We start from the raw sequence: 18,189 nt of genomic DNA, 5'->3' as shown, positions 1-18,189 counted from the left end.
AGAGGTTCCTCGTTGGATCATGTCGCCGCGAGGTGTGCCGCACCGATAGCCAACTGGCAAGCACGGCTTCGACAAACGAAAAGGGCGCCCGGTTTCCCGGACGCCCTTTCCTCTTGTTCGGTTCGCGCAGATGCTTAGGCGTCGGCCTTGGCACCCTTGGCGGGACGGTTGTCCTTGCGCTCGGCGATACGCGCCGATTTACCGGTGCGGCCACGCAGATAGTAGAGCTTGGCACGACGCACGGCGCCCTTGCGCACGACAGTGATGCTGTCGACGTTGGGCGAGTAAAGCGGGAAGACACGCTCGACACCTTCGCCGAACGAGATCTTGCGCACGGTGAAGCTGGAACCGGCACCCTTGTTCGAACGGGCGATGCAGACGCCTTCGAAATTCTGGATACGGGTACGTTCGCCTTCGACGACGCGCACGCCAACGCGCAGCGTATCGCCGGGACGGAATTCGGGGACCTTTTTCTCGGCGGTCAGGCCATCGATAAGCTCTTTTTCGAGCGTCTGGATGAGGTTCATGGACCTAATCTCTCTTCTTTTTCCGCCGCGCAGCAGAGGGCGACTGATCCGGATGCTCCCCATGAGCCTCCCATAGATCGGGCCGCCGTGCCCTTGTATCGTCGATCGCCCTGGACTTTCTCCACTCGGCAATCTTCGCATGATCCCCAGATCGCAGCACTTCGGGGATCGTGCGCCCTTCCCATTCTACCGGTCGGGTATAGTGCGGATATTCCAGGAGCCCTTCTTCGAAGCTCTCCTCCTCTCCGCTGGAGGCCGCGCCCATTACCCCGTCCTGCAGGCGAATGCAAGCGTCGAGCAGCACCAAAGCGGCCATCTCTCCGCCCGAGAGAATATAGTCGCCGATCGACACTTCCTCGATGTTGCGCGCCTCGAACAATCGTTCGTCGAAACCTTCGAACCGCCCGCACAGGATAACGGCTCCCGGCCCTGCCGCCAACTCGCGCACGCGGGCCTGCGTCAGCGGCTTTCCACGAGGCGTCATGGCGAGTACCGGACGCGTCCCATAGGACACCGCATCGAGCGCACTTGCGACAACATCGCAGCGCAGCACCATGCCCGCGCCGCCACCGGCAGGTGTGTCGTCCACAGTCTTATGCTTGTCGGTCGCAAAGTCGCGAATATTGGTGACGTCGAGCGCCCACTTCCCCTCCTCCAGCGCCCGCCCCGCCATCGAATGGCCAAGCGGCCCCGGAAACATGTCGGGGTAGAGCGTCAGGACGGAAGCGCGAAACGTCATGGCGCGCACGCCTAGCCCAGCGGGAACGAATGGCCAAGCGCGCCATTGTCCCTATCATGCGTGACAAACCCTTCGATTGCCTCGTGGTGGGCGCTGGCCCTGCGGGGCTCACCGCCGCCATCTATCTCGCCCGCTATTATCTCGACACGATCATCGTCGATGCGGGCGACAGCCGCGCGTCGTGGATTCCGACCAGCCACAACCATGCGGGATTTCCCGACGGCATCAACGGCAAGGAACTCATCCAGCGGATGAAGGAGCAGGCGCAGAAATATGGCGCCGAGATCATCGACGGGCGCGTCACGAAGATGACCCGCGACGAGGAAAGCGGCCTGTTCTGCGTCGAATGGGGGTCGGGCACGTTCGAGGCTCGCACCGTTTTGCTCGCCACCGGAGTCACCAACCGCCGCCCGCCGATGATCGAGCGGGAGGATCATGACGAGGCGATGGCAAAGGGGCTCATCCGCTACTGCCCGATCTGCGACGGCTACGAAGTCACCGACAAGGAGGTCGCCATCGTCGGCACCGGGCAACACGGCGCGGCCGAAACGCTCTTCATCCGCGGATACACCCCTCACCTCACGCTGATCGCCCCCGACGGCCCGCACGAGATCGAGGAGGAAGACCGGCTCAAGCTTGCCGAGGCCGGTGTCGAACTGGTCGACGGGCCGATCACCGAGCTGGTCGCGGGCGACAAGGAGATCTGCGTGGCGGTCGAGGGTGGCAAGATGCGCAGCTTCGACAGCCTCTACCCCGCGCTTGGCAGCGACACGCACACGGGTCTCGCCGAAATGGTCGGCGCGGACCTCAAGGGCGACAACGAATGTGTGGTGGTCGACGAACATATGCGCACCAGTGTCCCCGGCCTCTACGCGGCAGGCGACGTCGTCCTCGGACTAGACCAGATTTCGAATGCCATGGGCCAGGGTGGCGTGGCCAGCACCACCATCCGCAACGACCTCAGCAAGTCCAAGAAGATCTGGCGCTAGCCAGCGATCGGCTCGCGCGCCTCAGGCGGTCTGCCTGCGCCTCCGATAGTCATCGAGCCTGGAGTCCATCACGCGGAACCAGAGCGGCGGGACCATGGCCAGCATGACCATTGCCGAATAGCCGAACGGCATTTGCGGCGCGTCGTCATAATGGCGAAGCTTGTAATAAGGCCGGATCGACTCGCGGTGATGGTCCGAATGGCGCCCGAGATTGAACAGGTTGACGTTGGTCAGCAGGTGGCTCGAATTCCAGCTATGCTCGGGGCGGATGCGCTCATATCTCCCCGTGGCGTCCTTGGCGCGCACCAATCCGTAATGCTGGAGATAGTTGACCGTCTCGAGCAACAGCACGGCAACCGAGGCCTGGATGACGAACAAAGCGAGGCTGAGCGGCCCGAGCAGCAAAGTGATGGCGATCATCAGGACGATCGTAAAGCTATGCCAGACCAGGATCGCGTTATGGCGTGACCAGAGCGGCTGACCGGCGCGTTCCAATCGCTTGGCCTCGATCTGCCACGCGCTGCGAAAACCACCGATGATCGAACGCGGAAGGAAGGCGTAGAGCGTTTCGCCCGCGCGGGCCGTCGCCGGGTCTTCGGGTGTCGCGACGCGCTTATGGTGGCCGCGAACATGCTCGATGCAATAATGCGCATAGCCGGTCAGCGCCATCAGCAGGAATGCGATCCTTTTATGGCCGGGGGAGGATCGATGCATGAGCTCGTGCGCGGTGACGATCCCGATGAGACCTCCGAATTCGCCGATCACCAGCGCGAAGACGGCAAATTCCCACCATAGAAGCGGCGTCACCGACACTGCCCAGAGCGCCCAGGCGAGGAAGGCGATGATCGACCACGCCGCGAGGGTCATCACACGATCGTAGCTGCGCTCCGTGATCGCATCGAACCGCGCCACCCGGTGTTCGGAGGGCCAGCGCGAATAGCCGATCAGTTGATCGACGACCGGCAAGACGAGGTAGATGATGACGGGCATCGCAAGCAGCCAGAGTCCGCCAGCGTAAAAGCTTGGGACGACCAGCAACGCGGCGAAGACGCCGGTCAGATAGGCGAGCGGATAACGCATGCATGCTCAGCATAGGGGCAGGCTGCCGCACGCGCCAGCTTTGCCGTCAGTTTGTGACGATGCTCACCCCTGCGCCGACGGAGGCGCTAATCGGTCCAGCGGACGCCCTGTTGGGGTGCGGTGTTCACATCGAGTGTGAAGATATCGGGACGGCTATAATGCCCGTCCGTGTCGAGGCTCGCGCGTTCGGCGTCGGCCATGGCCAGCTCGAGCGTGGCATGGAGAATCTCCTCCCCCTCGCCCGCCTGCGCGATCACCGACCCGTCGGGCGCGATGATCATGCTGCCGCCGCGACTGAGCGTTTCACCCTCGATCGCTTCGATGAGGTTGCGCGCCGCGTCATTGCCGCCGCAGGCGTCCAGCCCTTCGAGCACGTCGGCCTTGTCCTGGACCAGCCCTGCCGCCAGCACGAAACAGCGCCCCTCGAACGCATAATGGCGCGAGGCGATGGCATAGGTCTCGCGTACCGTCGGCCAGGCGGCGACGTGGATCGACTCTTCGAGATTATGCATCGCCGCGCGCGCGAGCGGCATCCAATGTTCCCAGCAGATGAGATTGCCGACCTTCGCCGCGCCCGCATCGTGGACGCCCAGCGTCGACCCGTCGCCTCGCATCCACACAAGCCGTTCGCCATGCGTCGGCACCAGCTTGCGATGGTCGAGCGGCGCTTCACTCGGGCGTAGCAGCAACTGGTTGTTATAGAGACTGAACGCACCCGCTCATGCGCGCCGATCGAGATCATCGCGCCATGCTCGTCGCACAGCGCCTGCAAGGGCGCGAGCCGCGGATCGTCGGCGACGATCGCCTGGTCCATCAGGATTGCATGGAGCGCTTTCGAACCCGGATGATCCCACAGCGCAGCGCCCGGCGCCTCGTCGAGCCATACCGGATACCCACCCAGGAACGTCTCGCCGAATGCGACGAGCTTCGCGCCCGCCTCGATCGCTTCGCGCGCCAGCCCGACCGCTTTCTCGATCCCGCTATCGATGTGGAGCGGGACGGGCGCGGCCTGGCAGATGGCGACGGGAAACCGGGTCATGGCCTAGCCTTCGACGAAATCGGGCGAGACGACCAGTCTTTCCTCGTCCCACTCGGGAACGGCTTTTTCGATCAGCGGCACCATGAAGCGCTTGCCGTTCGGCTTTTCGATTTCGATGACGTCGCTCGCGCCGAAATTCTCGACGGTTACGACCTTGCCGATCGACGCGCCCTCGCTGTCCACCACGGGCAGGTCGACGAGGTCGGAATAGTAAAACTCCCCCTCGTCGAGGTCGGGGAGCTGGTCGCGGGTCACTTCGATGAGCTGGCCGCGCAAGCCCTCGGCCGCGCTGCGGTCCGAGACGCCTTCGAGCTTCGCGACGACGAACTTGCCGCCTTCGCGCACGGAAACCAGCTTCCGCTCGGTCCCGTCCAGCGTGACGGTCTTGAGGCGTTTGAGGCTGTCGAGCCCCTCGGCGAACAGTTTCAGCCTCAGTTCGCCCTTGATGCCGTGCGCACCGGCGACGGCGGCGAGCGCCACGCGCTTCTGATCCGCCGTCTCCGGTGACGTCATGGCGATTATCCGGCCTTTTCTTCGGCCTTGTCGGCGTCGTCCGCCTTGGCTTCTTCAGCGTCGTCGGCCTTGGCTTCCTCGGCCGGGGCTTCTTCCTTCGCTTCTTCAGCAGCCGCTTCCTCAGCAGGCGCGTCTTCAGCCTTCACTTCTTCCTCGGCCGGGGCTTCGGCTTCGGCCTTGGCGGCTTCTTCAGCTTCCTTGGCGTCGGCTTCCTTCTGAGCACGCTCTTCGGCGCGTTCCTTGGCCTTTTCGCCCGGTTCCGCCTTCTGCGGGTTGTTGCGGGCCGGACGCTCCACGATGCCGGCGGCGTCGAGGAAGCGAAGCACGCGGTCCGACGGCTGCGCACCAACCGACAGCCAGTGACGGATACGGTCCTGGTCCATCTTCACGCGCTCGGGGTCGTCCTTGGCGAGCAGCGGGTTGTACGAACCCACGCGCTCGATGAACTTGCCGTCGCGCGACTTGCGGCTGTCGGCCACGACGATGCGGTAATAAGGCCGCTTCTTGGCGCCACCACGGGCGAGACGAATTGCAACTGCCATGATAATATTCCTTCTTGAGTAATCAGTTTATTTCTTTGAAAAACCATCGAAACCGGGCGGGAGTTGCGGCGCGCCGCCTCCCAGGCCGGGTAAGCCACCGGGCATCTGGCCACCGCCGGGCATTCCACCCGGGAGGCCGCCGCCCCCTCCGAACATGGCCGCGAGTTTACTGAAGCCGCCCATTTTCTTGAGCTTCTTCATCGCGGTTTCCATCTGCTGGTGCATCTTCAGGAGCTTGTTCACTTCCTGGACGGTCGTGCCCGAGCCCTTGGCGATGCGAATCTTGCGCTTGGCGTTGATCAGCTTGGGCTTCTGCCGTTCCTCGGCAGTCATGGAGCTCATCATCGCCTCGAGACGCGTCAGCGCCTTGTCGTCAACGTCGCCCGCCTGCTTCATGCCTTTCATGCCGGGCATCATCTTGGCCAGCGCGCCCAGCCCGCCCATCGCTTTCATCTGCTTGATCTGGAGACGCAGGTCGTCGAGGTCGAACTTGCCCTTCTCCATCTTCTTGGCGAGCTTTTCGGCGTCCTCGACCTTGACCGTCTCGGCAGCCTTTTCGACCAGCGACACGACGTCGCCCATGCCCAGAATTCGGCCCGCCACGCGGTCGGGATGGAACGGCTCGAGCGCATCGAGCCCCTCACCCGTGCCGGCGAACTTGATCGGCTTGCCGGTTACCTTGCGCATCGACAGCGCAGCACCACCGCGCGCATCGCCGTCCATCCGCGTCAGCACGACACCGGTCAGCGGCACTTCGGTGCCGAACCCCTTGGCGACGTTGACCGCGTCCTGGCCGGTCAGGCTGTCGACGACGAGCAGCGTCTCGGTCGGGTTCGACGCGCCCGCAACCGCCTTCATCTCGTCCATCAGCTGCGTGTCGACGTGGAGGCGACCCGCCGTGTCGAGCATCAGGACGTCATAGCCCTGGAGCTTGGCCGCCTGCAGCGCGCGCTTGGCAATGTCGGTTGGCGTCTGGCCCGCGACGATCGGCAGCGTGTCGACGCCCGCTTTCTCGCCCAGCACCGCCAGCTGCTCCTGCGCCGCGGGACGCGCGACGTCGAGGCTGGCCATCATGACCTTCTTGCGGTCTTTCTCGGTCAGCCGCTTGGCGATCTTGGCGGTCGTCGTCGTCTTACCCGAGCCCTGAAGGCCGACCATCATGATGACGGCGGGCGGCGCGGTGTTGAGCTCCAATTCGGCGCTCTCTGCACCCAGCAGCTCGACCAGCGCGTCGTTGACGATCTTGACGACCATCTGCCCCGGCGTGACCGAGCGGACGACCTCTTCGCCGACCGCACGCTCGGTGACGTCCTCGACGAATTCGCGTGCAACGGGAAGCGCGACGTCAGCCTCGAGCAACGCGACGCGCACTTCGCGCATCGCGGCACGCACGTCCGCCTCCGACAGCGCCCCGCGACCGCGAAGCTTGTCGAAAACGCCGGACAGGCGATCGCTCAGACTGTCAAACACGCACTTCTCCTCAAATGCTTGTCCGCGCCCGAGCCGTGGACGCGTGCCCTAAATGGATATGACACCTGCAAAACGCAAACGACGCCGGCGGACGAAACCTCGTCGGCCAGCGTGCGCCGCAGCGCTTGCAGATATGTCATCCCTTGGGACGTGCGCGCCTCTACGCGCGAGCGAGGACTAGGTCAAGCTCAGAAGGCCGCCCCACCCTCGAGTGCGATCAGTTCCTCGGGCGTGCTCTCGCGCCCCAGCGCCTTGTTGCGCCCGGGGAAGCGTCCGAAGTCCTCGATCTGCTGGCGATGCAAATGCGCGAACTTGCTGTGGCTTTCCTCGGACAGCGCATCGAACAGCCGCACGCTCTCGTCCTGGTCGTCCATGTCCTCGCTATGCATGAGCGGCATGTAGAGCATGCGCCGCTGCTCTACCGTCATGCGCTTGTCCCATTCCTTCGCGATGGCGCGCCGGGTCAGCCTTCGCGCCAGCGCATCGCCCTCAAACGCCTTCGCCTTGCCGCGATGGATATTGCGCGAGAACTGGTCAAGCATGATGACCGCCGCCAGGATGCGCCGCGGCCCTCCGCGCCAGACATCACCATCAGACTTGAGCACCTCCCGGCGAAGCGCACCCCACTTCTCCTTGATCTCGGCGTCTAGCTCGGGATCCTTCTTCCACCATCGCGACGGCCCGACCTCGTCGAACCAATAGTCGAGCACGTCCTGCGACTTCTGCCGGATCTCACTGTCGATCGGCGCGAACGCTCCGCTACTGGCCCCAAATCCCCGGTCGTCGTTCAATTTTCGTCCTTCTCGCCCAGCGCGATCCGCGCCCATTCCTCGCCGTCCAGCTTCATGAAGCGCATGGCGTTGTCAAACAGGATCATCCGCTTCTGCTCGTCGGTCAGATAGTCGGCTTCCATCACGAATTTGCGCGCTCGACCGATCATCCCGGGCCACACCATCTGGTCGCTCCCGACCATCACGCGGTTGGCGAACCCCATGTCGACCAGGCGCTTGAGCTTGTGATCGAGATGCGCCCGGTCATACATCCACATGATCCCGCCAATATCGACGTAGAGCTGCGGATAGGCGTAGAGCATCAGGCCCAGCTGCCCCTCATAGCCCTCGGCCATGTGCGCGATGGCGATGCGCAAGCGCGGGTGTTTGGCCAGTGCGGGTTCGAGCAGGGTCGGATCGGCAAGCCCGGCGCGAAAATCGGGAAAGAAGGCGGTCGTGCCCGGCGGACCGCCACCCATGTGATAAAGGACGGGAACGTCCAGCTCTTCGGCCATCGCCCACCACGGCGCCATCCGTTCGTCGGCGGGGGCGACCCCGCCATACTGGTTTGTGACCTCGCCCAGCATGACGTAGCCGCCGTCAGAAAGCAGCGCGCGAACCTCGTCTATATTGGGGTCTTCATAAGCGGCGTTGAGTTGGATGGCAGGAAGCAGCCGACCGCCGGCCGATTCTACGAACCGCGCGATCAGCTGCGGATCGTATCCACCGACCACCCCGGCTGCGTGGTTGGCCTCGAGCATGGCGACAGTCTGCTCGACCAACGCCGCGTCATCCATCGGCACCGTTTCGCGATCGGTGCAGGTCGGCAGGCTGGGCGCCGACATGAACTGCTGCGGCCATGGCTTGGCGGGGTCGGGCGCGGGCATGCTCCCCGCCCCGGGCAGGCACAAGGGATTGGGCGGCGGTCCGTTCTCGTCCGCCTTGAAGGCATGGAGGTGCATGTCGAACATCGGGATCGGCTCGCTTGCCAGCGCGGCGGCCGCAATCAACTCAAACATGGCCTCAGTCCTCCGTCAGGCATACAAACAGCATCGCTACCGCGCTGACAACCGCATACATGAAGGCGCCTTCCATCGACCCCGCCCCGACTTCGGTCTGCCACATCTGGAAGAAGGCGGCGCCAAACGTCATGAACAGCCCGAACCAGACGAGCAGCGCCAGCCCCGCCGCGATCACCCCGTCACGTTTGGCCTCATGGAACACCTCGGCCTCGGCATTGCGCGCTCGAAACATGCGGACTGCGCCTTTCAACCCGAAGATGCCGACCAGGAATTCGCCAGCAAAGACCATTGCTAATGGCAACCACGCGAGCGTGGAATTGCCGACATGGAAGAATGCCGTGTCGGGATAGACGACATGATCCGCCCCGCTGAGCACGTAGGATAGCGCGCCATGCGCCGCGCCAAGGTTCGCCAGATTATGAAGAACGTAGAACAGCGCCTGCAGCCCGATGCACGCCACCAATGCGATCTTGATCCAGCGAACCATCATATCCCCCTTGTTTGTTGCCCTCTTGCGCCCCTGCCCCTAAGTCGCACCAACAATGGCGACACTGTTTCACAAGATGCACGGTCTGGGCAACGACTTCGTCGTGCTCGACGCACGTGAGGCGCCGGTAGAGGTGACTGCGCAACAGGTGCGCGCGCTGTGCGATCGGCGTGAGGGTGTCGGCTGCGACCAGCTCATCCGTATCGGCCCGTCCGACAAGGCCGCCATCCGCATGGACATCTGGAATCCCGACGGCGAACCAGCCAGCGCCTGCGGCAACGCCACGCGCTGCGTCATGGCGCTCACCGGCGCGGGCAGTGTCGAGACGGTCGGCGGCTTGCTGACGGGTGGCGGCGACTATGACGATGTGCGGGTCGAGCTGCCCGCGCCCAAGTTCCAGTGGGACGAGATCCCGATCGCCGATCCCATGGACACCGCACCTGCGCCGCTGGGCTGGGATGCGCTCGAAGCGCCCGATGCGGTCAATGTCGGCAATCCTCACCTCGTCTTCTTCGTCGACGACGTCGATGACGTCCCGTTGGCCGAGCTCGGCCCGACCATCGAAACCGATCCTGCCTTTCCCGATCGCATCAACGTCAACATCGCCGGGGTCACCGAAAACGGCCTGAAACTGCGGACCTGGGAGCGTGGGGCGGGCCTCACCCAGGCCTGCGGCACCGGCGCTTGCGCCACCGCCGTCGCTGCGATCCGTCGTCGGCTCGTCAAAAGTCCGGTCACCGTCGAAATGGCGGGCGGAGCGCTGGTGGTCGATTGGGCGCCCGGCGAGCCGATCGTAATGCAGGGCCCCGCCACCCACGTCTTCTCGGGCGAGATCGACCTGGAGACACTCGCATGAGCGTCGAGACGATCACGCTCGGCTGCCGCCTCAACTTCGCAGAAAGCGCCACGATGAAGCGCGCGCTCGAGCGCGAAGGCGGCGATGGCGATACGGTCATCGTCAACAGCTGCGCGGTGACATCCGAGGCCGTGCGCCAGACGCGCCAGAAGATCCGCCGCGCCCGCCGCGACCGCCCCGAGGCGCGCATTCTCGTCACTGGCTGCGCCGCCCAGATCGAACCCGAAACCTTCCGGGATATGCCTGAGGTGGATGCGATCCTCGGCAATGCCGACAAGCTGGCGCTCGCAAAAATCACCAGCGCGTCCAAGGGCTTGCCGACTGACGTCATGACGTCAGAGGTCGAAAAGGTCGCAGCCGGCTTCGGCAACAACGTGCGCAGTTTCGTCGCGGTCCAGAATGGTTGCGATCATCGCTGCACCTTTTGCACCATCCCCTACGGACGTGGGAATAGCCGCAGTCTCGCGTACGACGAGGTCAAGCGCGCGGTGACTGCCGAGCTCGATCGCGGCGCGCGCGAGATCGTCATTACCGGGGTCGACATCACCAGCTACGACCGCGCCGGGATGAAGCTTGGCGACATGCTGCAGAAGCTGCTTGCCGATCTTCCCGAGCTCAAGCGCCTACGCCTCTCGAGCCTTGACAGCATCGAGATTGACGGCGCGCTCTACGAACTCATTTCCGAGCCGCGCATGCTCCCGCACTTCCACCTCTCGCTCCAGGCGGGGGACGACATGATCCTGAAGCGCATGAAGCGCCGCCACAGCCGGGCGCAGGCAGTCGAGATCGTCGAGAAGATCCGCGCGGTTCGCCCCGAGGCGACCATCGGCGCGGACCTCATCGCTGGGTTTCCCACCGAGACTGACGAGATGGCGCTCAACACACTGAAGTTGTTGGACGACTGTGACATCGTCGCGGCACATATCTTCCCCTTCAGCCCACGCGAAATGACCCCCGCCGCGAAGATGCCGCAAGTCGACCGCGCCGTCATCAAGGAGCGTGCCGCGCGCCTTCGCGAAAAGGCTGCCGAGCGGCGCCTCGCCTGGCTCCGCTCGCACATCGACACCACCGTCGGGGCGCTGATCGAAAATCACGGTAAGGGCCATACCGACACTTTCGCGCCGATCACGGTTGAAGGCGCGGCACGCGGCGCCTACGTCGAAGCGATCGTAGCGCACGCTAATGAAAAGGGATTGATCGCTTCATGAGTTGGCTCGAGCGCCTGACGGGCGGATTTCGCAAGACCTCCGACCGGGTGGCAGAGAATCTTTCGGGCCTTACCTCCAAGGCTGCGCTCGACACCGCCACCCTCGACGATATCGAGGAAGCGCTGATCGCCTCCGATCTCGGCCCCGAAGCCTCCAAGCGCATTCGCGACGCCATCGCCGCGCGCAAGTTCGAGCAGATCGACGAGCGCGGGCTGCGCACCATCCTCGCCGAAGAGATCGAGAAGATCTTGGCTCCGGTCGCCAAGCCGCTGGATATTTACGGTTTTCCCCGGCCCCACGTCATCCTCGTGATCGGCGTCAACGGTTCGGGCAAGACCACGACCATCGGCAAAGTCGGACACCTGCTCCAGGAACAGGATTATGGCGTCCTGCTAGCCGCGGGCGACACGTTTCGCGCCGCCGCCATCGAACAGCTTCAGGTCTGGGGCCAGCGCATCGGCGCACCCGTCATCGCTGGCAAAGAAGGCAGCGACGCCGCCGGTCTCGTCTGGGACGGCGTCAAGCAGGCCACTGCGCAGGGCATCGACGTTCTCATCGTCGACACCGCCGGACGCCTCCAAAACAAGTCGCACCTCATGGAAGAACTCACCAAGGTCCGCAGGGTCTTGGGCAAACTCAACGAGGAAGCCCCCCACGACGTTCTGCTCGTGTTGGATGCCACCACCGGCCAGAACGCCCTCAACCAGATCGAGGTGTTTCAGGAAACCGCCGGCGTGACCGGATTGATCATGACCAAGCTCGACGGCACCGCCCGCGGCGGCGTCCTCGTCGCGGCCGCCGAGAAATTCGGCATGCCCATCCATGCCATCGGCGTCGGTGAAGGCGTCGACGACCTCCGCCCCTTCGACCCCCGCGCGGTCGCCCGCGCTATTGCAGGACTGCCGCCCGCATGAGTGACGTAAAGCCCATCCCCACCCCGCAGACCGGCAAGAAAAAGCCCTCGGGCGGGATGCAGCTTCTGCTCGACCTCGGGCCGTTGATCCTCTTTTTCGTCGCCAACAGCCAGTGGGGCATTTTCGTCGCCACCGGCGTCTTCATGGCCGCGATCTTCACTGCAATGGGGTTCAGCTACGCCCTCACCCGTCACGTGACCGGCATCCAGATTTTCTCTGCCGTCCTGGTGGGCGTGATGGGCGCGCTGACCATCTATCTACAGAACGAAACCTTCATCAAGATGAAGCCGACGATCCTCTACACCTTCGCCGGCATCCTCCTGGCATTCGGCCTGCTGACGGGTCGCAATCTTTTGAAGGCTCTGCTCGGTAGCGCTTTCCCGGGGCTCGACGATCGCGGCTGGTATCTCTTTACGCGCAACTGGGTCTTCTTCTTCGCCTTCAAGGCGATCCTCAACGAGGCGGTCTGGCGCAGCACCAGCACCGACTTCTGGATCGCGTTCAAGATGTGGTTCTTCATCCCGGTCACCTTCATCTTCGTGTTCGCGCACATGCCGATGCTGATGCGCCACGGCTTCAACGCCGAACCGGACAAGAGCGAGTGAGCGCGATCCTCGCCATTGACGGCCTCCGGAAGGCCTATGCTGGCGGGACCGAAGCACTCAAGGGCGTCAGTCTGGAGCTCGACAAAGGCGAGATTTTCGCGCTGCTCGGCCCCAATGGCGCGGGCAAGACGACGCTGATCTCGATCGTCTGCGGCATCGTCACCAAGACCGGCGGCACCGTCACTGTCGAAGGACATGATATCGAGACCGACTATCGCGCCGCCCGCTCGATGATCGGACTGGTGCCGCAGGAATTGACGACCGAAGCCTTCGAGACGGTCTGGGATACGGTGCGCTTTTCGCGCGGCCTGTTCGGAAAACCTTCCGACGATGCGTATCTCGAGACGCTGCTGAAGCGCCTGACACTGTGGGACAAGCGCAAGGCCAAGATCATGGAGCTGTCGGGCGGCATGAAGCGGCGCGTGTTGATCGCCAAGGCGCTCGCGCACGAACCCGAGCTGCTTTTCCTCGACGAGCCGACTGCCGGCGTCGACGTCGAGTTGCGCCGCGACATGTGGGACCTTGTCCGCGACCTCCAGCGCGACGGCACCACCATCGTGCTCACCACTCACTATATCGAGGAAGCCGAGGAAATGGCGGATCGCGTCGGTGTCATCAGCAATGGCGAACTCGTCGCGATGGGCCGGAAAGACGAGCTGATGAGCCAGCTTGGCCAGCGCACCTTCAAGCTCTTCCTCGAACAGCCACTTGAAGCAGTTCCGGCAGGCCTCGAAGGCTGGGCGCTGCGCCTCGACGATGACGGCAATACGCTCTGCTACGACTTTGACAGCTACGCGGCCGAGACCGGCATCCCGCAGCTGATGCGCAAGCTCGACGAGCTTGGGATCGCCTGGCGCGACCTTACTACCCGCCAGTCGAGCCTGGAGGACATTTTCGTCAGCCTCGTGAAGGGAGGCCGCGCATGAACCCCCGCGGCGTCGGCGCGATCTATCGCTTCGAAATGGCGCGCTGGAAGCGAACGCTGTGGCAGTCCGTGGTGGCGCCGGTCATCACCACCGCGCTATATTTCCTCGTCTTCGGGAGTGCGATCGGCAGCCGGATGAGCGACATGGCAGGCATTGATTATGGCAGCTTCATCGTCCCGGGCCTGATCCTGCTCTCGGTCCTGACGCAATCAATCGCCAATGCCAGTTTCGGCATCTATTTTCCGAAGTTTACCGGCACGATCTACGAAATACTCTCAGCGCCCTTGTCGCCTATCGAGACCGTCACCGCCTATGTCGGTGCGGCGGTGACCAAGTCGGTGCTGCTGGCGCTCATCACGCTTGCGACCGCGACCCTGTTCGTCGACGTGCGCGTCGAACATCCGCTGATGATGCTTCTCTTCCTGATCGCGATCGCGGTCGGCTTCTGCCTGCTCGGCTTCTTCATCGGCCTGCTCGCCAACAGCTTCGAGCAGCTGCAGTTCGCGCCGTTGCTGATCGTGACGCCCCTCACCTTCCTCGGCGGCATCTTCTACGCCGTCTCCGCGCTTGCCGAACCTTGGCGCACGGTCACGCTGTTCAATCCGATTGTGTATCTCGTCTCGGGCTATCGCTGGACCTTCTACGGCGTCGAGGACGTGCCGCTGTGGACGAGCATCCTCGCCATGGCCCTCGCCATCGCCATCCCGCTGGTCGCGATCGCCTGGATCTTCAAGACGGGCAAGAAGCTCAAACAATAAGGGCGGCACCCGCAGGCACCGCCCTCATTTTCTCGACTTCGGCCGGCCCTAGCCGTCCTGGTCGGCGCGGGCGACGCCGTTGCCATCGAGGTTCTGGCTGACGAAGTCCCAGTTCACGATGTTGTGAAGCACGCTCTTGAGATAGTCGGGGCGCGCGTTGCGATAGTCGATATAATAAGCATGCTCCCAGACATCGACGGTGAATAGCGGCGTCATGCCGTGCGCGACCGGGCTGTCGGCATCGTGCAGCGAGGTCACTTCGAGCTTGCCGTTGTTGAGGATCAGCCAACCCCATCCGCTGGCGAAGTGGTTGGCGCTTTCGGTCGACAGCGCATCGAGCAGCTTGTCGGTCGACCCGAAATCGCTATCGATCATCGACTGGAGCTTTTCGGACGGCTTGGTCGAGCCCTCGGGCGCAAGGCCATGCCAGAAGAAGGTGTGGTTCCAGATCTGCGCGCTGTTGTTGAACAGGCCCTTCTCGCCCTTGTCAGCGGCATGCTTGATCACTTCGGAGAGCTTGGCGCCCGACAGGTCGTGCTCGTGATTGTCGAGCATGCCATTGGTCTTCTGAACATAGGCGTTGTGGTGCTTGCCATGGTGATAATCGAGCGTTTCGGCCGACATGTGATCGCCCAGCGCGTCCTTGGCGAAGGGCAAGGCGGGAAGTTCAAAAGCCATCGGGGGTATCTCCTGTTGAAGGTTCGTCTGGCCAACGCGCCTAACGGCTGACCGTTGCAAGTCAATGTCGTTCGCGGTGCGGAACGAGGGCTAGCTGGCGTCGGCGTTGAGCTTCAACCGCTTCATCGCATGACGGAGCTGGTCGTAGCTGAGTCCAAGCGCCTCCGCGGTCGCGCGCTGGTTATAGCGGTTTTTCTCGAGAGCGGCCTTGATCAGCTGCGCCTCATAATCCGCGACACTGCCCTTGAAGTCGTCCGTCTCCAGCGTCACTGCCGGCTCGACCGTTTCGGTCGGCGCGGTCGATACGGGTTCGTCATCCTCGGGCGGCTCCTCGCTGACCGGCCTGACCGACAAAGGCGACCAGGGCGAGCGGAACGGGTCGAAGTTGATCTTGGTCACTTCGCGCTCGGGATCTTCGGCGCGATAGACGGCACGTTCGACGACATTGCGAAGCTCGCGGACATTGCCCGGCCAGTCATAGTTTTCAAGGCGTTGCAGCGCTTCCTTGCCAAATCCTGGCCAGTTGGGCCAATCGAGCTCGACCGCCATCCGCCGGCCGAAATGATCCGCGAGCAGCGCGATATCGCCTTCACGAGCGCGAAGCGGCGGCAGGGTCACGACCTCGAAGCTCAACCGGTCGAGCAAGTCGGCGCGGAAACGCCCCTGTTGGACAAGGGTCGGAAGATGTTCGTTGGTCGCCGCGACGATGCGCACGTCGACCGAAATTGGCTTGGAGGCACCGATCCGCGTGACTTCGCCATATTCGACGGCGCGCAGTAGCCGGTCCTGCGCCGGCGAACTCAGCGTCGCAAGCTCGTCGAGGAAGAGCGTGCCGCCATCGGCCTCCTCGAAGCGGCCGGCGCGGGTCTTGGCGGCGCCGGTGAAGCTCCCCGCCTCGTGGCCGAACAACTCGGCCTCGATGAGCGTCTCGGGCAATGCGGCGCAGTTCATCGTCACCAGCGGACCCGACCAGCGGGTCGACAGGTGGTGCAGTCGCTCGGCAATCAGTTCCTTGCCCGTCCCGCGCTCGCCGATCACGAGCACCGGACGGTTTAACGGCGCAGCCCGGCTCGCTCGCTCGACCGCGTCGAGGAATGCCAGGCTCGACCCGACAAATTGATTGGCCCGCTCCATACGCCAACCCTTGGTGGCATTTCCCACCACTTGGCAAGAATTTTCGCACCGATTTTCGTCGAAAAACGAAGAAAATCCCGCTATAGTGACTTATCGGACATATTGGCATGATCCTAGCATAGGATTTTGCAACGGAATCGGGTTTGGAGTTTTCAATGGCAGTATTTTCTCGTGTCAGGGACATTTTCGCCGCCAACATGACCGAGATCCTGGATCGCGCCGAAGATCCGGCACGCATGATCCGGATGATCATTCTCGAAATGGAAGAAACGCTGGTCGAGGTTCGCGCCTCGGCCGCTCGTGCGATCGCGGACGGGAAAGAGATGCGCCGCGCCCTCTCCCGCCTCGAAGCGCTCCAAAACAGCTGGACCGAGAAGGCCGAGCTGGCGCTGTCGAAGGATCGCGAGGACCTCGCCAAGCAGGCGCTGATCGAGCGCCAGAAGGCGACCGACATGGCCGAGGGGCTGCGCGAAGAGATCGAGCAGATCGACGCGACACTGCGCAGCTACGAAGCCGACATCGCGAAATTGCAGGCCAAGCTGCGTGAAGCCCGGGCCCGCCAGAACGCCATCGCATCGCGTCTGGAAAGCGCGGTCAGCCGAGCCAAGGCGCGCGAACTGCTCCACGGCAATCGCACCGAAGATGCCTTCTCGCGCTTCGAGATGCTCGAACGCCGCGCCGACCTCGCCGAGGGACAGGCCGACGCGCTCGCGCTTGAAGGCCCCAAGGGGCTCGAGGAAGAACTCAACGAGCTGCGCTCGTCCGACAAGGTCGACGAAGAGCTCGCCGCACTCAAGGCCAAGATGGCCGAACGCAAGAAAGACTGACCGCACGACGCGGCAAAGGGGATTTTAAGGTATGGGCGACGAAGTCATTCCGCTATTTTTCATTTTCGTGGCGCTGCCATGGATCATCTTTCACTACATCACGAAGTGGAAGAGCCAGGCGACGCTGACCGAGCCGGACGAGAAGTTGCTAGACGATCTGCATGAGGCTGCGCGTCGACTAGACGATCGCCTGTGCACGATCGAACGCATCATGACCGCCGAAAATCCGGACTGGAAAGAGAAGTGCATGCCCGCGCGGCCGCAGCTCGACTACAAGGAAGATCGAGACCTTCTCAATCGCACCGACGAGCTGCTCGCCAAGCATGACCGGATGATGAAGAAGGAGCGCTAAGGACCATGGCTTCGAACCAATCGAGCAAAACCAAATTCTACCGCGACCCCTATTACGGCAAGGTCTTCGGCGTGAATGCCGGCATTGCCGACTATACCGGGCTCGACGTCACGATCGTGCGCCTGATGTTCCTGGCCTCGGTCATCCTGTCGGGCGGCGCGATGCTGTTCTTCTACTTCCTCGCGGCGATGATCACGCCCAAGCGTCCGCCCGACCTCAACCCGGTCGACGATGAAGAGAAGAAATTCTGGCAGGGCGTGCGCGCCAATCCGTCGCGTTCGACCAAGCAGATCAACAGCCAGTTTCGCGATATCGACCGGCGGCTTGCCGACATCGAACATTATGTCACGACCGAAAATCGGGTATTGGCACAACAGATTGACGACCTCCGCTAAACGGCGGTCTTAGGAAGGGGCAGGACTTTGGGTGTGTTCGAAATGATCGTCGGCGTGGTGCTGATCGGCACCGCCGCATCGATCATCAACCGCTGGATCGCGGCCAAGCATGGCTATGAATATGAGGACGAGACCGACACGATGAAGAAGATCGCGCCGGTCGAGGACCCCGCGACCGAAAAGCGGATCCAGGCTTTGGAAAAGCGTGTTCGCGTGCTCGAGCGGATTGCGACCGACGAGGGCGCCCGGCTCGCCAGCGAGATCGAAGCGTTGCAGGATGCTCGCGAAGATGACCTTAGCGACGCGCTCTCGACGCCGCGCTTCAAGACCCGCGAGACCAGCTGATGCAGGGCCTCGC

Annotated in this window: 23 protein-coding genes and 1 pseudogene; 11 read left to right on the top strand and 13 right to left on the bottom strand. The window is 63.3% G+C overall.

Translation table 11 applies throughout. The features are described from left to right. Positions 1 to 134 precede the first annotated feature (134 nt). Both rplS and trmD read right to left on the bottom strand, forming a co-directional pair. Entirely contained in the window at positions 135 to 527 is a 393-nt protein-coding gene (gene rplS, locus KTQ36_RS07030; protein WP_218632988.1) for a 50S ribosomal protein L19, read from the bottom strand. Positions 528 to 531: 4 nt separating this feature from the next. Then, positions 532 to 1,266, bottom strand: a complete 735-nt coding sequence (gene trmD, locus KTQ36_RS07025; RefSeq protein ID WP_218632987.1) for a tRNA (guanosine(37)-N1)-methyltransferase TrmD — start codon at positions 1,264 to 1,266, stop codon at positions 532 to 534. A gap of 56 nt (positions 1,267 to 1,322) precedes the next feature. Here trmD and KTQ36_RS07020 point away from each other — a divergent pair, with 56 nt between their 5' ends. Beyond that, positions 1,323 to 2,255, top strand: a complete 933-nt coding sequence (locus KTQ36_RS07020) for an NAD(P)/FAD-dependent oxidoreductase (RefSeq protein WP_218632986.1) — start codon at positions 1,323 to 1,325, stop codon at positions 2,253 to 2,255. A gap of 21 nt (positions 2,256 to 2,276) precedes the next feature. Here KTQ36_RS07020 and KTQ36_RS07015 read toward each other — a convergent pair whose 3' ends face one another. The 9 genes and pseudogenes from KTQ36_RS07015 to KTQ36_RS06980 form a co-directional block, all read right to left on the bottom strand. Further along, entirely contained in the window at positions 2,277 to 3,335 is a 1,059-nt protein-coding gene (locus tag KTQ36_RS07015) for an alkane 1-monooxygenase (RefSeq protein WP_218632985.1), read from the bottom strand. Between the two features lie 86 nt (positions 3,336 to 3,421). Then, positions 3,422 to 4,024, bottom strand: coding sequence for a nitrilase-related carbon-nitrogen hydrolase (locus KTQ36_RS11390; RefSeq protein WP_255554414.1), 603 nt, complete (start codon positions 4,022 to 4,024; stop codon positions 3,422 to 3,424). Between the two features lie 86 nt (positions 4,025 to 4,110). Then, positions 4,111 to 4,374: pseudogene (locus KTQ36_RS11385) on the bottom strand (nitrilase-related carbon-nitrogen hydrolase); the annotation flags it as partial. 3 nt (positions 4,375 to 4,377) lie between these two features. Further along, the gene (rimM, locus tag KTQ36_RS07005) at positions 4,378 to 4,887 is read right to left on the bottom strand and encodes a ribosome maturation factor RimM (protein ID WP_218632984.1); all 510 of its coding nucleotides are present in this window, start codon (positions 4,885 to 4,887) and stop codon (positions 4,378 to 4,380) included. A gap of 5 nt (positions 4,888 to 4,892) precedes the next feature. Then, positions 4,893 to 5,429, bottom strand: a complete 537-nt coding sequence (rpsP, locus tag KTQ36_RS07000) for a 30S ribosomal protein S16 (protein WP_218632983.1) — start codon at positions 5,427 to 5,429, stop codon at positions 4,893 to 4,895. Positions 5,430 to 5,456: 27 nt separating this feature from the next. Next, the gene (gene ffh, locus KTQ36_RS06995; RefSeq protein WP_218632982.1) at positions 5,457 to 6,899 is read right to left on the bottom strand and encodes a signal recognition particle protein; all 1,443 of its coding nucleotides are present in this window, start codon (positions 6,897 to 6,899) and stop codon (positions 5,457 to 5,459) included. 188 nt (positions 6,900 to 7,087) lie between these two features. Next, on the bottom strand, positions 7,088 to 7,690 hold the full coding sequence (locus tag KTQ36_RS06990) for a DUF924 family protein (RefSeq protein WP_255554413.1): 603 nt from the start codon (positions 7,688 to 7,690) through the stop codon (positions 7,088 to 7,090). Next, entirely contained in the window at positions 7,687 to 8,688 is a 1,002-nt protein-coding gene (locus KTQ36_RS06985; protein WP_218632980.1) for an amidohydrolase family protein, read from the bottom strand. Before KTQ36_RS06985 ends, KTQ36_RS06990 begins: the two co-directional genes overlap by 4 nt. Positions 8,689 to 8,692: 4 nt before the next feature. Next, complete coding sequence (locus KTQ36_RS06980) at positions 8,693 to 9,181, bottom strand: DUF2165 family protein (RefSeq protein ID WP_218632979.1); 489 nt, start codon at positions 9,179 to 9,181, stop codon at positions 8,693 to 8,695. A gap of 52 nt (positions 9,182 to 9,233) precedes the next feature. Between KTQ36_RS06980 and dapF the strand changes: the two genes are divergently transcribed. From dapF to KTQ36_RS06950, 6 genes are read left to right on the top strand one after another with little or no spacing between them, the layout of a single operon-like run. Further along, the gene (dapF, locus tag KTQ36_RS06975) at positions 9,234 to 10,034 is read left to right on the top strand and encodes a diaminopimelate epimerase (RefSeq protein ID WP_218632978.1); all 801 of its coding nucleotides are present in this window, start codon (positions 9,234 to 9,236) and stop codon (positions 10,032 to 10,034) included. Next, on the top strand, positions 10,031 to 11,242 hold the full coding sequence (gene mtaB / locus KTQ36_RS06970; protein WP_218632977.1) for a tRNA (N(6)-L-threonylcarbamoyladenosine(37)-C(2))-methylthiotransferase MtaB: 1,212 nt from the start codon (positions 10,031 to 10,033) through the stop codon (positions 11,240 to 11,242). Before dapF ends, mtaB begins: the two co-directional genes overlap by 4 nt. Continuing rightward, positions 11,239 to 12,156, top strand: a complete 918-nt coding sequence (gene ftsY, locus KTQ36_RS06965) for a signal recognition particle-docking protein FtsY (protein ID WP_218632976.1) — start codon at positions 11,239 to 11,241, stop codon at positions 12,154 to 12,156. Before mtaB ends, ftsY begins: the two co-directional genes overlap by 4 nt. Then, entirely contained in the window at positions 12,153 to 12,761 is a 609-nt protein-coding gene (locus KTQ36_RS06960) for a septation protein A (RefSeq protein ID WP_218632975.1), read from the top strand. Before ftsY ends, KTQ36_RS06960 begins: the two co-directional genes overlap by 4 nt. Beyond that, positions 12,758 to 13,687, top strand: coding sequence for an ABC transporter ATP-binding protein (locus tag KTQ36_RS06955; protein ID WP_218632974.1), 930 nt, complete (start codon positions 12,758 to 12,760; stop codon positions 13,685 to 13,687). Before KTQ36_RS06960 ends, KTQ36_RS06955 begins: the two co-directional genes overlap by 4 nt. Next, positions 13,684 to 14,445 carry an ABC transporter permease gene (locus KTQ36_RS06950; RefSeq protein WP_218632973.1) on the top strand — a complete coding sequence of 254 codons (762 nt, stop codon included), beginning with the start codon at positions 13,684 to 13,686 and terminating at the stop codon, positions 14,443 to 14,445. The genes KTQ36_RS06955 and KTQ36_RS06950 overlap by 4 nt, the downstream gene beginning before the upstream one ends. A 48-nt stretch (positions 14,446 to 14,493) precedes the next feature. On the opposite strand, the gene KTQ36_RS06945 is transcribed toward KTQ36_RS06950, so the two are convergent. Together KTQ36_RS06945 and pspF are read right to left on the bottom strand one after the other, a co-directional pair. Then, the gene (locus KTQ36_RS06945) at positions 14,494 to 15,123 is read right to left on the bottom strand and encodes a superoxide dismutase (protein ID WP_218632972.1); all 630 of its coding nucleotides are present in this window, start codon (positions 15,121 to 15,123) and stop codon (positions 14,494 to 14,496) included. 90 nt (positions 15,124 to 15,213) lie between these two features. After that, positions 15,214 to 16,257, bottom strand: a complete 1,044-nt coding sequence (gene pspF / locus KTQ36_RS06940) for a phage shock protein operon transcriptional activator (protein WP_218632971.1) — start codon at positions 16,255 to 16,257, stop codon at positions 15,214 to 15,216. Positions 16,258 to 16,412: 155 nt separating this feature from the next. Here pspF and pspA point away from each other — a divergent pair, with 155 nt between their 5' ends. Genes pspA through KTQ36_RS06920 form a run of 4 tightly spaced genes read left to right on the top strand, consistent with a single transcriptional unit; the run spans position 16,413 to position 18,176 of the window. Continuing rightward, on the top strand, positions 16,413 to 17,084 hold the full coding sequence (gene pspA / locus KTQ36_RS06935; protein WP_218632970.1) for a phage shock protein PspA: 672 nt from the start codon (positions 16,413 to 16,415) through the stop codon (positions 17,082 to 17,084). Positions 17,085 to 17,115: 31 nt separating this feature from the next. Then, a complete protein-coding gene (gene pspB, locus KTQ36_RS06930) occupies positions 17,116 to 17,436 on the top strand; it encodes an envelope stress response membrane protein PspB (RefSeq protein ID WP_218632969.1) in 321 nt (106 codons plus the stop codon). A 5-nt stretch (positions 17,437 to 17,441) separates the two neighbouring features. Further along, on the top strand, positions 17,442 to 17,831 hold the full coding sequence (pspC, locus tag KTQ36_RS06925; RefSeq protein WP_218632968.1) for an envelope stress response membrane protein PspC: 390 nt from the start codon (positions 17,442 to 17,444) through the stop codon (positions 17,829 to 17,831). A gap of 27 nt (positions 17,832 to 17,858) precedes the next feature. After that, positions 17,859 to 18,176, top strand: coding sequence for a hypothetical protein (locus KTQ36_RS06920; RefSeq protein WP_218632967.1), 318 nt, complete (start codon positions 17,859 to 17,861; stop codon positions 18,174 to 18,176). The last annotated feature ends 13 nt before the right edge of the window (positions 18,177 to 18,189 follow it).

Source organism: Sphingomicrobium clamense (genome assembly GCF_019264355.1).
Lineage (GTDB): Bacteria > Pseudomonadota > Alphaproteobacteria > Sphingomonadales > Sphingomonadaceae > Sphingomicrobium > Sphingomicrobium clamense.
The sequence above is the reverse complement of the archived record's forward strand: the minus strand, read 5'-3'. Positions and strand labels throughout refer to the sequence as shown.

Bases quoted from the DNA above. Each gene is read 5' to 3' on its own strand.
- pspC (WP_218632968.1), top strand. From the start codon at position 17,442: ATGGCTTCGAACCAATCGAGCAAAACCAAATTCTACCGCGACCCCTAT.
- rimM (WP_218632984.1), bottom strand. From the start codon at position 4,887: ATGACGTCACCGGAGACGGCGGATCAGAAGCGCGTGGCGCTCGCCGCC.
- KTQ36_RS06950 (WP_218632973.1), top strand. From the start codon at position 13,684: ATGAACCCCCGCGGCGTCGGCGCGATCTATCGCTTCGAAATGGCGCGC.
- KTQ36_RS06980 (WP_218632979.1), bottom strand. From the start codon at position 9,181: ATGATGGTTCGCTGGATCAAGATCGCATTGGTGGCGTGCATCGGGCTG.
- pspF (WP_218632971.1), bottom strand. From the start codon at position 16,257: ATGGAGCGGGCCAATCAATTTGTCGGGTCGAGCCTGGCATTCCTCGAC.
- KTQ36_RS07015 (WP_218632985.1), bottom strand. From the start codon at position 3,335: ATGCGTTATCCGCTCGCCTATCTGACCGGCGTCTTCGCCGCGTTGCTG.
- KTQ36_RS06985 (WP_218632980.1), bottom strand. From the start codon at position 8,688: ATGTTTGAGTTGATTGCGGCCGCCGCGCTGGCAAGCGAGCCGATCCCG.
- KTQ36_RS06945 (WP_218632972.1), bottom strand. From the start codon at position 15,123: ATGGCTTTTGAACTTCCCGCCTTGCCCTTCGCCAAGGACGCGCTGGGC.
- KTQ36_RS06960 (WP_218632975.1), top strand. From the start codon at position 12,153: ATGAGTGACGTAAAGCCCATCCCCACCCCGCAGACCGGCAAGAAAAAG.
- mtaB (WP_218632977.1), top strand. From the start codon at position 10,031: ATGAGCGTCGAGACGATCACGCTCGGCTGCCGCCTCAACTTCGCAGAA.
- pspA (WP_218632970.1), top strand. From the start codon at position 16,413: ATGGCAGTATTTTCTCGTGTCAGGGACATTTTCGCCGCCAACATGACC.
- rpsP (WP_218632983.1), bottom strand. From the start codon at position 5,429: ATGGCAGTTGCAATTCGTCTCGCCCGTGGTGGCGCCAAGAAGCGGCCT.
- rplS (WP_218632988.1), bottom strand. From the start codon at position 527: ATGAACCTCATCCAGACGCTCGAAAAAGAGCTTATCGATGGCCTGACC.
- dapF (WP_218632978.1), top strand. From the start codon at position 9,234: ATGGCGACACTGTTTCACAAGATGCACGGTCTGGGCAACGACTTCGTC.
- pspB (WP_218632969.1), top strand. From the start codon at position 17,116: ATGGGCGACGAAGTCATTCCGCTATTTTTCATTTTCGTGGCGCTGCCA.
- trmD (WP_218632987.1), bottom strand. From the start codon at position 1,266: ATGACGTTTCGCGCTTCCGTCCTGACGCTCTACCCCGACATGTTTCCG.
- ftsY (WP_218632976.1), top strand. From the start codon at position 11,239: ATGAGTTGGCTCGAGCGCCTGACGGGCGGATTTCGCAAGACCTCCGAC.
- KTQ36_RS07020 (WP_218632986.1), top strand. From the start codon at position 1,323: ATGCGTGACAAACCCTTCGATTGCCTCGTGGTGGGCGCTGGCCCTGCG.